Genomic DNA, 12,093 nt, shown 5'->3' on the forward strand with positions numbered 1-12,093 from the left:
CTGCGGCATGCTGGCGCTCGTCCCTGCCGCCCACGCCGCGCCCACCGTGCTGAAAGTGGTGGCGCAGGAAGGCACCGAGCCCAAGTTCATCCCGGCCGGCATCGGCCGCGTGGTCGGCCTGTGCGTCGACCTGTTCCGCGCGATTGAAAAGGTCGAGCCGAGTGTGCAATTCACCGGCGACCAGCAATGGCTGCCGCTGCTGCGCGCCCACTCCGAACTGGCCACCCACCAGCACGACGCCCTGTGCGCCGTGCAACGCACCGACGAGCGCGCGCGCCAGTACATCTTCCTCGATCCGCCCCTGTTCCAGCTGCGCTATCAGCTGATTGTGCGCGCCGACGATCCGGTGGTCATCAACAACTGGGACGATGTGCGCAAGCTCGGCCCGCAGGCCATCATCCTGACCAATCGCGGCTACGTCTCGCCGGACATGCTGGCCCGCCTCGGCGGCCTGCAGGTCGATCCCAGCGCCACCAGCCCGGCCATGAATCTGCAAAAACTGATCGCCGGGCGCGGCCGCTTTTTCCTGCACCGCGCGCCCGGCATGCAAGGCTTTATCGAGCGCGCCGGTGCGGCCCAGAAAGTCAAGATCCTGCCGACCGTGATGATCACCAGCGACGTCTTCATGGCGATGGGCACCCACGTCGATCCGGCCGTGCGCCAGCGCGTGCAGCGCGCCATCGAACAGCTGGAAAAGTCCGGCGAGATGCTGCGCTTGTTGAAAAAGTGGGAGTGATTACTCGCCGATCATGCGGGCCTTGCCCGACACCCGGATCGAACTGCCCGCCTCATCCGGAATCTGCACCTGCAGGTGGCAAGGCGCGCCCATGTCTTCGCCCTGGATGATGTCGATCGCGCCGCCGTGCGGCCAATCGAGGTCGCGCAGATAGCCCGCCAGCGCCGCCGCTGCCGCACCGGTGGCCGGATCCTCGTACACGCCGCTCGACGCAAACGGATTGCGCGCATGGAAGCGCTGCGGCGTTTCCGCATGCACCAGCGAGATGGTGGTCAGGCCGTAGCGCTGCATCAGACTGCGGCCCGCGCCCAGCTCGTAGCGCATGGCGCGCAGCTTGTCGCGGCTGGCCAGCGCCAGCACCAGGTGGTGCACGCCGCCGCTGGCGATCGCCGGCGGAATGCGGTCATCGAGATCGGACACGGAATAGCCGAACAATTTCAAGGCCTCCTGCACCAGCGCCGGCGATGCGGGCGAACTGGAGGTGGCCGGCGATTGCAGTGCGGCGGTCGCGCCATTGCCGTGGGCGCGGCCCTCGACCGTGACCTTCGCGTGGTTGGTGGTCAGCGGAAAAATACCATCGCCATTCTGCTGCGCCAGCACGGCGCCCAGCGCGATGGTGGCGTGGCCGCAAAACGCCACCTCGCCATCCGGCGAAAAATAGCGCACGCGCCAGCCGTCGCCCTGCGGCGCGGCAAACACGGTTTCCGAATAGCCCATTTCGGCAGCGATGCGCTGCATGGCCGGCTCCTCCGGCAACGAGGCGCGGATCATCACGCCGGCGGGATTGCCGCCCTCTTCACCTGTGGTGAAGGCGGCAACCTTGTGAACTTTGGTAATGGTCTGCATGATGTCTCCGAGATCGATAGGATAGATAACTTGATTGACAGCAATGACGGTAATGGCCACTATCTTTGTTTCACTGACTTTTTAGCGAACTCGCCATGACTATACCGCGACTTTCTCTTCTTGCCTTCATCATTTCGGCCCAGTTGACGGGCCAGGCTTTTGCGGCCGATCCCGTAGCAGCCAAACACGCCATCACGCACGAGGATGTATGGCTGATGAAGCGTGTCGGCGCACCACAGCCTAGCCCCGACGGCAAATGGACCGTGTTCTCCGTCACCGATCCCGCCTACGACAGCAAGGACCAATGGTCCGACCTGTGGATCAAATCGCTAAGCGATGACAGCCCTGCCCGTCGGCTGACTTTCAGCAAGGGAGGCGAAGGCGCGATCAACTGGTCGCCGGACAGCAAGCAGCTGATCTTCGTCGCCAAGCGCGACGGCGACGACGCCGGCCAGATCTATCGCATCGACGTGGCCGGCGGCGGCGAAGCCCAGCGCCTGACCACGCTCACCCTGGGCGCGCGCCAGCCGAAGTTCAGCCCGGACGGCAAGCAGATCCTGTTCGTCAGCGACATCTTCCCCGGCAACGCCAACGAGGAAGACGTGAAGAAAACCGCCAAGGAACGCAAGGACCGCAAGGTCAGCGCGCGCGCCTACGAAAGCTTCCCGCCGCGCTTCTTCGACAAATGGCTGGACGACAAACAAGTGCGCCTGTTCGTGATGGCGGCCGACGCCAATGCCAAGCCGCGCGACCTGCTGAGCGGCAGCAAGCTGGCGGCGCTGCCGGGCTTCGGCGGCGGCCAGGGCGATGAAGGCCAGTCGCTCGATGCGATCTGGGCGCCGGACAGCAAGGCCGTCGTGTTCTCGGCCTCGACCAACCGCGACCAGCTGGCGCGCGCCTCGGCCTACACGCAAATCTACAGCCTGCCGGTGGCCGGCGGCGAAGCCACCCAGCTGACCGCCGACAAGCACAGCTACAGCAACCTCAAGTTCAGCGCCGACGGCAAGACCCTGTTCACGCTGACCGAAGCTGAGGAAGAAGGCAAAGTCTACGACGTCAGCCGCCTGGCCAGCCTGGCCTGGCCGGTGACCAACCCGACGCCAAAAATCCTGACCGCGTCGCTGGACCGCTCGATCTCGCGCTACGCACTGCCGGCCGGCAGCAACCGCGTGGTGTTCAGCTTCGAACACGCGGGCCTGGAACAGCTGCACTCGGTCAGCTACGCCGGCGGCGACGTGCGCGACGAGCCATCGCTGCCAACCGGCAGCATCAACTCGCTGAACGCGGGCGGCAAGGCGCTGGTGGGCGTGTGGGAATCGTCGATCAATCCGCCGGAGGTGTACGCCTTCGGCAACGGCGCGCCGAAGCGCCTGACCTCGTTCAACACCGAGCGCGCGGCCAGCATCGACTGGCAAGCGCCTGAACACTTCTGGTTCAAGGCCAGCGACGGCCGCATGATCCACAACATGATCGTCAAGCCGGCCAACTTCGACCCGAACAAGAAGTACCCGCTGTTCGCGGTGATCCACGGTGGCGCCGCCAATATGTGGCGCGACCAGTTCGTGATCCGCTGGAACTACCACCTGCTGGCGCAACCGGGCTACGTGGTGCTGCTGACCGACTACAAAGGCTCGACCGGCTACGGCGAGGAATTCGCGCGCGCGATCCAGGGCGATCCACTCAAAGGCCCAGGCGACGAAGTCAACGAAGCGGTCGATGAAGCCGTCAAAAAATACAGCTACGTCGACGGCAGCAAACTGGCCGCAGGCGGCGCCAGCTACGGCGGCCACCTGGCCAACTGGCTGCAAGCGACCACCACGCGCTACAAGGCCATCGTCTCGCACGCGGGCGAGATGGACCTGATCATGCAATGGGGCACCAGCGACAGCGTGTGGGGCCGCGAGGTCAACAGCGGCGGCCCGGTGTGGGGCGACAAGGCCGTGTGGCGCGAGCAAAGCCCGGTCCTGCAAGGCGGCAACCACGCCAAGGGCACCGGCTTTAGCACACCGATCCTGATCTCGGTTGGCGAGCTCGACTACCGCGTGCCGGCCAACAACGCGCTGATGAACTTCGCCACCCAGCAACGCCTGAATGTGCCGAGCAAGCTGTTAGTATTCCCGGACGAGAACCACTGGATTCTCAAAGGCGAGAACAGCCGCTACTTCTACAGCGAAGTGCACGGCTGGTTGGCGAAATACCTCAAATAACAAGGAGACTGTATGACGATTGCAAACTGGTGCGTGATGATTGCCTGCCTGCTGCCCACGGCGACCGTGGGCCTGGCGAAAATCACATCGCGTGGCGCGGAAGCTTATAACAACAAGCGTCCGCGCGAGTGGGTGTCTGGACTGCAGGGCTGGAAAGCGCGCGCCAACGCGGCGCAGCTGAACGGCTTTGAAGCGCTGCCGCTGTTCATCGCGGCCGTGGTACTGGCCCAGCAGGCGCATGCGGACCAGGGACGCATCGATCAGCTGGCGATGGCCTTCATCGCGGCGCGGCTGGTGTACGTCGCCATGTACCTGGCCAACCAGCATGTGTTGCGCACGCTGGTGTGGGTGGGCGGCGTTGCCATCAGCATCGCCATCCTCACCCTCGCCTAAGCCGACTAAGCCGCCTTGGCCTGTGCAGGCGCTGCTGCGGCAGCGCTTGCCGGTTTGCGGACCAGCAGGATAATCGCCGCCGCCACCAGACAGGCCGCACCGGCCGCAAACAACGCCGGATCGTAGGTCAGCAGCAAAGTGCGCACACGGCCCGCGCCGTAAGCCGCGACTGCCGCGCCCAGCTGGTGGGCCGCAAAGATCCAGCCGAATACCATCCCCGCCTTTTCCTTGCCGAACGTGGCGCCTGCCAAACGGACCGTCGGCGGCACCGTCGCAATCCAGTCCAACCCGTAGAACATGGCGAACATCGACAAGCCATACAGCGTGAATTCCGAATACGGCAGCCACAGCAGTGACAAGCCGCGCAAGCCGTAGTACATGAACAGCAGCTTGCGGTTATCGTAGCGGTCCGACAGCCAGCCCGACGCAATCGTGCCGACCAGGTCGAACGCGCCCATCATCGCCAGCACCGAGGCCGCCGGCACCGGGCCGAGACCGGCGTCGCCGCACAGCGAAATGAAGTGAGTCTGGATCAGGCCATTCGTGCTCAGGCCGCAGATGAAGAAGGTGCCGGCCAAAATCCAGAACACGCGGCTGCGCGAGGCTTCCGCCAGAATCTTGAACGGCGTGGCAAAGGTAACGCGCATGGCCGGCGCGGCAGCGGCGACCGGCGTGCCGGCAGCGGCGCCATACGGTGCCAGGCCCACATCGCTCGGGCGATTGCGCATCAGCAGATACACCGCCACCGCCATTACCGCGCAGGCGACCAGCACCGGCATCACCGCCAAGCGCCAGCCGAAACGCTCGATCATCCACGCCGCCACTGGCAGGAAGATCAGCTGGCCGGTAGCCGAGCTGGCCGTCAGGATGCCCACCACCAAGCCGCGATGGCTGTCGAACCAGCGATTCGACACCACCGCGCTCAACACCAGCGCCGTCATGCCCGAGCCGACGCCCAGCATCACGCCCCAAAACAGCACCAGGTGCCAGAACTGCGTCATCTGCGTGGCCAGCGCCATGCCGGCTGCCACCAGCGTCAGCGCCGTCACCACCACATTGCGCAGGCCGAAGCGTTCCATCAGGATGGCGGCAAACGGTCCCATCAGACCAAACAGTGCGAAACGCACTGCCAGCGCCGACGAAATCTGCTCCACGTCCCAGCCGAACTCCTTCGACAGCGGCTGCAGCAAGGCGCCCGGCAAGCCGAGCGCGGCGGACGACGACAGCGCGGTCAGGAAGGTCAGGGTCACGATGACCCAGGAAAAATGCAGGCCGCGCCGCTGCAGCCAGTTGGATAACGGTTGTGCAAACATGAAGATCCTCACGATAGCGATGCGCGCCGGAAGGCACGCTTGCGCCCATTTTAGATTATGATCATCATGAATACAAGCAAAAAAGGTGGCGCCCGGCCGCGTTGGGGGATACGCGGCCGGGCGCCGGGGCGGAGCGAGGTTGGGGTGGCCCGCCTGCCCTTTACTTGATGCGCAGGGAACTTTGCACTTTATTCACGCCCTTCACATTACGCGCCACGTCCACCGCTTTATCGACTTCCGCCTGCGATGGCACGAAGCCGCTCAGCATCACGGTGCCGTTGGTGGTTTCCACGTGCACGTCCAGCGATTTCAGCGCCGGCTCGGCCAGCAGTTCGGTTTTCACCTTGGTGGTGATGGCGGAGTCAGCCAGCGCGTCCTTGGCCAGCGCGGTTTTCGAACGCGCTTCGCAACCGGCCTTGTCGGTGCCGGTCATGGCGCTGCAATCGATGCCGGTTTGCGCCGTATCAGCGGCCTGCTTGCCGGCCTTGGCATCCTGCACCCAGGCCGTGTGCTGCGACTTGGCGCCGCTCAGGCAGCTATCCTTGTCGGCACCGGTCTTGGTTGCGCACTGGGCCTTGGCCAGGTTGTAGTTGGCGTCGGCGATATTGATCTGGGCTTTTTCGATGGACTTTTTATCGTTCTTGTACTGCAGGGCGGCGGTCGACTCCGCATTCGCGCGGTTGACCTTGGCCTGCTCCTGGCAGACATCCTTGGCGTTGCCGGATTGTGCATCGCAGGCCGCCTTGGCGGTTTTATAGTCGGCGTCGGATTTGGTGATCGCCGCTTTGTACGCCACCGTATCGTTGTTCGGCGAGGCAGCAAAGGCAGCACTGGCGGCGGAGGCCAGTACGAAACAGAGCAGTTTGTTCATGATGTGTCCCTCTTGTGGTGGTTGGTGGACACCATTAAACGCCCGCACAGCGCCTCGCTCCGTGCGGAAACGTACACAGAAGGGAAATTAGCGATCCAACAACAGGCCCTGGCGCCACAGACGGTCGGCCTGTTCGAACAGCGGCAGGCCGGTGTCGAAGGCGGCACCGGTCGGCGCCTGCTGCAGCCACACCAGCGTGCTATGGGTACCGGACGAAGGCGATGGCGCACGCACCTGCTGCATCCAGCCAGCTACCGCCGCGTATTGAGCGGGATGGCGCTGCTGCATCCACGCCAGCGCCACCAGGTCGGCATAGCCTTCCTCGCGCCGCGTGTCACGCAGCGCGGCCGACTGCTGCTGGCGTTCTTCGAAGCCGGATGGCACGACATGCCACTCGCCTTGCACATAGCGCCAGCAATGGCCGATTTCGTGCGCCACCATTGCCTCGATCATCAGCGGGCGCTGATCTTCGGGTACGTTGTTCAGGATAACTTCGGCATTCGGATTGCCGCGCATGGAGAGCACCAGCTTGCAGCGGCCGTTGTCGTAGCCCAGCGCCAGCGGCACGTCGGTGGCGCGCGCCTGTGGTTGTACCGTGATGTCGAGCGGAAGCTTGAGTTCCTGCTTGGCGTGGGTCAGAACGGCGGCGCCCGCCTTGAGCCAGCGGATTTCCATCTCGGTCAGCTCGGCGGCGGAGGCAAGGCTGGAAGCCAGCAACAGCAAGGGGAGGAAGGTGCGCTTGATCATGGTGATCAAACTGTAGCATGCGCCGGGCAAGAAAAATTGCCCGGCGGCAGGTAAATTACTACGTAGAAAAACTGGAATGCTTACTTGCCCAACAAGGTATTGGCAGTCTTGAATTCCGGGCGGATGTCGTTAGGCACCGCCTTCATCTTGTCCAGCGCCTTCTGCACGTCCGGGCGGATAACCACGTACTTGGTCATCATCTCCTTGGCGCGCGCGTAGTCACCGGTCGCTTCGATGGTCAGGAATTCGCGGTCGAGGTCGATCACTGCCTGCTTGATTTTGCCGAAGTCCACCGCAAAGGTGCCGTCGCCGTGCGAGATGAAACCGCCCTTGTCGAGCAGGTAGTTCATCTGGATCGCCATGCCGCGCGCGTGCGAGTCGGTCAGGCCGAAGTGCAGCGTGCGGAAGGCCGAGGCGAGGAAGGTGGTGTACAGCTTGCGCTCAGCGGCAGCGCCCTGCCCCAGCGTGCCTTGCAGCTGGCCCTTGTCCATCATGCAGGCCAGCACGTACAGGCCGGTGATGTCGGCCTTGGCTTCCTCGATGGTGGAATAGGCTTCCTTCAAGTCCTGGCGCGGGGTCGATTCCTTGCCGCCGTTTTTCGTGATGTGCGGGCCGAGACCGTGGGTGATTTCGTGCGCCAGGATGTGGGTGAAGAAGGAGTCGAAATCGACGTCCTTCTGGTCGGCCGGGCGCAGCACCAGCTTGGCGATCGGCGTCAGTGTCGATTTGAATTTCGCCTGCTGCACGTTCTTCAGCATCACGCGCTTGGAGCCGCGCTGGCTGATGATGCGTTCATCGTTCGGCAAATTGTAGGCGGCGGTCTGCACGCCCATGTTGCCGTCGCCGGCGCCATAGACTTGATTGACCACCACCATCGGCGCCAGCGCGCCGACTTTCGGATTGCGATACTGCGCATCCAGCGGCAGGTTGTCTTCCAGCTCCTGCATATGCTTGGCGAAGAAGTCCAGCTTGCGGGTTTCCTTCTCGTCGCGGATATTCACGTACGCTTCAAACGCGGCCTTGTAGCCAAACAGCTCGTCGTTATAGGTCTCGTAGGGGCCGATGGTGATGTCGACCGGCGAGTCGAGGTCCATCCAGGCGAAGTCGGAAGCCAGGTAGTCGTTGCTCAGGAAGGCGTCGGCACGCAGGTCGAGGAATTTTTTCAGCGAGGCGTTGTCGGTATCGGCGGCGGCCTGCTTGAGCAGCGCGGCGGCTTTCTGCAGGTCGGCCTTGTATTCATCGGAATACTTCACGATGGCGAACTGGCCATCCTTGTTCTTGCGGATGGTGGTGAAGAACCACTGCGCCTGCTCCTTGTCGGCGGCCGGCAAGGCATTGATCCAGTTTTCCAGCTCCGCCTTGGTCGCGCCTTCCGGATAGAAGTTGCCGCCTTCGGGCTTCTTGGCCGGCACCGTCACGCCGCCCACTTCGGCCGGCAGGAAGGACTGGTGGTCATCGAGGATGGACCACGGGCCTTTGTTCAGCCAGAAGTAGTTGAGGCGCGCCTTGCCCAGCGGCGTGGTGTCCTTTTGCAGCGCGGCCCACAGGGCTTCGTTGCCGGACCAGCGCTGGCGCAGCTGCAGCACGTCGATGATCTTGGCCGCCTCGATCAATTTGGCGATGGCTTTCTTGTCGCCTGCGGAGAGATGCGCGGTGTCGGCGGTCAGCGCGATCGGCGCGAAACGCTTGCTCATCTTGTTGAGGTCATTCACGCCGGCGGGTGCGGCGTAGGCGGTGGCGCATGCAAAGGTGGATGCAACAACGAGCGCTAGCGGGAGCAGGATTTTTTTCATGTGGTCCTCTTGTAGAGTGAGGCCCACATTGTAATGCAACGCTTCGGACCAGCGGCACATCTGCCGCTGGCCTCTTCCGCGTAAAAAGGTACTGCGAGTTTACTGCGCTTTAATGGCGCCGTTCTGCGCCACTTGCGCCAGCTGCGCCGACGGCTGCCAGCCAGCGCCCAGCGAGCGCGCCACCGCCACCGCAGCCAGCATGCGCTGGGTGTTGATCTGCACCGCCGCGCGATCGGCCGACAGCGCGCTGCGCTGCGCATCGGTCACGTCGAGGTAGGTCGACACGCCGCGCTCATAGCGGGCACGCGCCACCAGGTAGCCGCGCGCCGCCGCCACTTGTGAGGCTTTCTGCGCATCGCCTTGCAACTGGCGCTGCTGCACGTCCGACAACGCGTCTTCCACTTCGCGCAGTGCGGTCAACAGCTTGGTCTGGTGATTGGCCACGGCTTCTTCGTAGCGCGCCTTGGCGATCGCCAGGTTGGCCTTGTTGCGGCCACCGTCGAAGATCGGCAGCGACAGCGCCAGCGGACCAACGCTGAACTGGCGGGCATCGCCCTTGGCCAGGTTGCTCAGGCTCTCCGAAGCGAAACCGAAATTGCCGGTCAGCGAGAACGATGGATAGAACGCGCCTTCCGCCACGCCGATCTGCGCATTGTTGGCGCGCAGGGTCGCCACGCTGCCGGCCAAATCAGGACGCTGCGACAACAGGCTGGCCGGCAGGCCGACCGGAATCGCCGGCGGCTGCGGCAGATCGGCGCCGGTATTGGCGGCGGTCAGCATGGCCGACGGCGAGGCGCCGACCAGCGTGGCCAGGCTGTGTTCCAGCAGGTTGCGCTGGCGCTGCACTTCGTGCAGGTCGGCTTGCGCGTTGGCGCGCTCGATGCGGGCACGCGACACGTCCAGCTCATTCGACAGGCCGGCGTCGAAGCGCGCGGTCACCAGCTCTTCGGATTCGCGGCGGGTATCCAGCGCGCCTTTCAGGATGGCGATTTCAGCGTCGAGGCCACGCAGTTGCCAGTAGGTGGTCGCCAGTTGCGACGACAGCACCAGCAGCACGCCGTCGCGGTCCGCTTCGGCCGCCAGCGCTTGCGCGTCCGAAGCTTCCACCAGGCGGCGCACGCGGCCCAGCAGGTCCACTTCATACGAGAAGCTCGAACCCACCGCGTAGTTGTTACCCTTGATCGACCGATGGCCCAGCGCCAGGCCTTGCGACGTTTCGGCCGAAGTGCGCGAGTTCGAGATGCCGGCGTTGACGCTCAACTGCGGCTGCTCGTTGGCGCGCGCCACGCCGGCTTGTTCCAGCGCCTGCACCAGGCGCTGTGCGGCGGCTTTCACGCTTGGGTTGTCGCGCAGCGCGGTTTCTTCCAGGCGGTTCAGGGTGGCGTCGTTAAACACGGTCCACCATTGCGCCGGCAGATGCGCTTCATTGGCGCCGGCTTGCGGCTGGTGGCGGAACGATGCATCGGCGACATTGGCCGGCGCCTTGAAATCGGTGCCGACGGTGGCGCAGCCGGTGACTGCCAAAGTGACGGAAACAGCGAGCGTCAGGCGCTTCAAAGCTGAATTCAACATGATTTACCTCTTAAATTTTTTTGTTAGTGAGCGCCGCCGCCACCGCCACCCGAAGGGGCTTTGACTTTGTCCGAGAACCACAGCACGCCGATGCAGGCAAACAGCACCATCGCAACCAGGAAGAAGCCGTCGTTGTAAGCCATCACATACGCTTCGCGGCGCACGATGCCGTCGACCGCTTTCAAGGCCATGTCCGACGCGGTGGCGCTGTCGAAGCCCTTGGCGATGAACGACGAAGTCAGGGTGCTCAGGCGTTCCTGCGTCGCCAGCGCGAAATTGCTGACCGATTCGCCGAGACGGGCCGAATGGAAGTGTTCGCGGTTGGTCAGCGAGGTGGCCAGCAGCGCGATACCGATCGAACCGCCCAGGTTACGGGTCATGTTGATCAGGCTCGATGCCGATGGCATGTCTTTCGGCTGGATGCCGTTCATCGCAAAGTTCGACAAGGTCAGCATCACGAACGGCTGGCCCAGCGAGCGCACGATCTGCGACAGCAGCAGCTGGTCGTAACCGGTGGTGGCGTCCATGTAGGCATTCATCAGGCAGGAGCCGCCGAACAGCAGCAGGCCGAACGAACACAGGATGCGGTTGTCGACCTTGGACGACAGCTTGGCCACGAACGGCATAAAGAACAGCTGCGGCAGGCCGGCCCACATGATGACTTCACCGATCTGCATCGGCGAGTAGCCCGGAATCTGCGCCAGGAACAGCGGCAGGATGAACGACGAACCGTACAAGCCCATGCCCATCGCCATCGACAGCGCGGTGGCGGCGGCGAAGTTGCGGGTGCCGTACAAGCCCAGGTTCACAAACGGCTGCTTGCGCATGGTGCTGGTCACGACCCAGCCCAGCAGGCCGACAATCGCCAGCGCGGCAAAGGTGTTGATGAACGCCGAGTCGAACCAGTCCTTGCTGTTGCCTTCTTCAAGGAAGATGGTCAGGCTGCCGAGGCCCATCGCCATGAAGCCGATGCCCAGCCAGTCGGCATTGAACAGTGCCGACAGGTTCGGCTTCTCTTCATCGAGGCCGAGCGCAATACCGCCGATCAGCAGCAGGCCGGGCACCCAGTTGATGTAGAAGATCGACGGCCAGCCATACAGCTCGCTCAGATAGCCGCCCAGCGTAGGCCCCATCGATGGCGCCAGCGTGGCGGTCAGGCCGAAGATGGCCATGCCGGTCGCGCGCTTGGACGCAGGCAGCTTGGCCATCACCAGCGTCATCGCCATTGGAATCAGCGCGCCGCCGGTGAAACCCTGCAACATGCGGAAGGCGATCATGCTGGGCAGGTTCCAGGCGAAGCCGCACAGCGTGGAGAACAGCAGGAACAGGCTGGTGGTGCCCATCATGTAGCCGCGCATGCCGAACACGCGCACGAACAGGCCGGTCATCGGAATCACGATGATCTCCGCCACCAGGTAGGCGGTGGCGATCCACGAGCCCTCTTCCTGCGTGGCCGACAGCGTGCCGAGGATGTCTTTCAGCGACGAGTTGGTGATCTGGATATCCAGCACCGCCATGAAGGCGCCCAGCATGCCGGCGGCAACCGCCATCCATGTGCGTGCCGAGACCTTCTCGCTCGGCATCGGCGGGACAAAAGTAGTACTAGCCATCAAAG

At 63.8% G+C, this 12,093-nt stretch carries 10 protein-coding genes; 3 read left to right on the top strand and 7 right to left on the bottom strand.

Annotated features, from left to right (window positions below; all coding sequences use genetic code 11):
• The first annotated feature begins 7 nt into the window (after positions 1 to 7).
• On the top strand, positions 8 to 736 hold the full coding sequence (locus BMZ70_RS13385) for a substrate-binding periplasmic protein (RefSeq protein ID WP_092277825.1): 729 nt from the start codon (positions 8 to 10) through the stop codon (positions 734 to 736).
• Here the strand turns inward: BMZ70_RS13385 and BMZ70_RS13390 are convergent, their stop codons facing one another.
• The gene (locus BMZ70_RS13390) at positions 737 to 1,582 is read right to left on the bottom strand and encodes a PhzF family phenazine biosynthesis protein (protein WP_092274886.1); all 846 of its coding nucleotides are present in this window, start codon (positions 1,580 to 1,582) and stop codon (positions 737 to 739) included.
• Positions 1,583 to 1,677: 95 nt separating this feature from the next.
• Between BMZ70_RS13390 and BMZ70_RS13395 the strand changes: the two genes are divergently transcribed.
• The gene (locus BMZ70_RS13395) at positions 1,678 to 3,789 is read left to right on the top strand and encodes a dipeptidyl-peptidase 5 (RefSeq protein WP_092274889.1); all 2,112 of its coding nucleotides are present in this window, start codon (positions 1,678 to 1,680) and stop codon (positions 3,787 to 3,789) included.
• 12 nt (positions 3,790 to 3,801) lie between these two features.
• Positions 3,802 to 4,182: an MAPEG family protein gene (locus BMZ70_RS13400; protein WP_092274892.1), complete on the top strand. Its 381-nt coding sequence runs from the start codon at positions 3,802 to 3,804 to the stop codon at positions 4,180 to 4,182.
• Between the two features lie 5 nt (positions 4,183 to 4,187).
• Here BMZ70_RS13400 and BMZ70_RS13405 read toward each other — a convergent pair whose 3' ends face one another.
• The 6 genes from BMZ70_RS13405 to BMZ70_RS13430 all read right to left on the bottom strand — a co-directional run bounded on the left by BMZ70_RS13405 (position 4,188) and on the right by BMZ70_RS13430 (position 12,088).
• Positions 4,188 to 5,495, bottom strand: a complete 1,308-nt coding sequence (locus tag BMZ70_RS13405; protein WP_092274895.1) for an MFS transporter — start codon at positions 5,493 to 5,495, stop codon at positions 4,188 to 4,190.
• A 160-nt stretch (positions 5,496 to 5,655) separates the two neighbouring features.
• Entirely contained in the window at positions 5,656 to 6,366 is a 711-nt protein-coding gene (locus BMZ70_RS13410; RefSeq protein WP_092274898.1) for a BON domain-containing protein, read from the bottom strand.
• An 87-nt stretch (positions 6,367 to 6,453) separates the two neighbouring features.
• Positions 6,454 to 7,113 carry a hypothetical protein gene (locus tag BMZ70_RS13415; protein ID WP_092277827.1) on the bottom strand — a complete coding sequence of 220 codons (660 nt, stop codon included), beginning with the start codon at positions 7,111 to 7,113 and terminating at the stop codon, positions 6,454 to 6,456.
• An 80-nt stretch (positions 7,114 to 7,193) separates the two neighbouring features.
• Complete coding sequence (locus BMZ70_RS13420) at positions 7,194 to 8,906, bottom strand: dipeptidyl-peptidase 3 family protein (RefSeq protein WP_092274900.1); 1,713 nt, start codon at positions 8,904 to 8,906, stop codon at positions 7,194 to 7,196.
• 99 nt (positions 8,907 to 9,005) lie between these two features.
• Complete coding sequence (locus BMZ70_RS13425) at positions 9,006 to 10,478, bottom strand: efflux transporter outer membrane subunit (RefSeq protein WP_092274903.1); 1,473 nt, start codon at positions 10,476 to 10,478, stop codon at positions 9,006 to 9,008.
• 23 nt (positions 10,479 to 10,501) lie between these two features.
• Positions 10,502 to 12,088 (bottom strand): DHA2 family efflux MFS transporter permease subunit, encoded by a 1,587-nt coding sequence (locus tag BMZ70_RS13430; RefSeq protein ID WP_092274906.1) that lies wholly within the window; start codon positions 12,086 to 12,088, stop codon positions 10,502 to 10,504.
• Positions 12,089 to 12,093: the final 5 nt, after the last annotated feature.

The sequence above is a fragment of the Duganella sp. CF402 genome (genome assembly GCF_900109645.1).
Lineage (GTDB): Bacteria > Pseudomonadota > Gammaproteobacteria > Burkholderiales > Burkholderiaceae_D > Rugamonas.

What these genes read in the sequence shown, in the direction of transcription:
- BMZ70_RS13385 (WP_092277825.1), top strand. Translation starts at nt 8, where the DNA reads ATGCTGGCGCTCGTCCCTGCCGCCCACGCCGCGCCCACCGTGCTGAAA.
- BMZ70_RS13390 (WP_092274886.1), bottom strand. Translation starts at nt 1,582, where the DNA reads ATGCAGACCATTACCAAAGTTCACAAGGTTGCCGCCTTCACCACAGGT.
- BMZ70_RS13395 (WP_092274889.1), top strand. Translation starts at nt 1,678, where the DNA reads ATGACTATACCGCGACTTTCTCTTCTTGCCTTCATCATTTCGGCCCAG.
- BMZ70_RS13400 (WP_092274892.1), top strand. Translation starts at nt 3,802, where the DNA reads ATGACGATTGCAAACTGGTGCGTGATGATTGCCTGCCTGCTGCCCACG.
- BMZ70_RS13405 (WP_092274895.1), bottom strand. Translation starts at nt 5,495, where the DNA reads ATGTTTGCACAACCGTTATCCAACTGGCTGCAGCGGCGCGGCCTGCAT.
- BMZ70_RS13410 (WP_092274898.1), bottom strand. Translation starts at nt 6,366, where the DNA reads ATGAACAAACTGCTCTGTTTCGTACTGGCCTCCGCCGCCAGTGCTGCC.
- BMZ70_RS13415 (WP_092277827.1), bottom strand. Translation starts at nt 7,113, where the DNA reads ATGATCAAGCGCACCTTCCTCCCCTTGCTGTTGCTGGCTTCCAGCCTT.
- BMZ70_RS13420 (WP_092274900.1), bottom strand. Translation starts at nt 8,906, where the DNA reads ATGAAAAAAATCCTGCTCCCGCTAGCGCTCGTTGTTGCATCCACCTTT.
- BMZ70_RS13425 (WP_092274903.1), bottom strand. Translation starts at nt 10,478, where the DNA reads ATGTTGAATTCAGCTTTGAAGCGCCTGACGCTCGCTGTTTCCGTCACT.
- BMZ70_RS13430 (WP_092274906.1), bottom strand. Translation starts at nt 12,088, where the DNA reads ATGGCTAGTACTACTTTTGTCCCGCCGATGCCGAGCGAGAAGGTCTCG.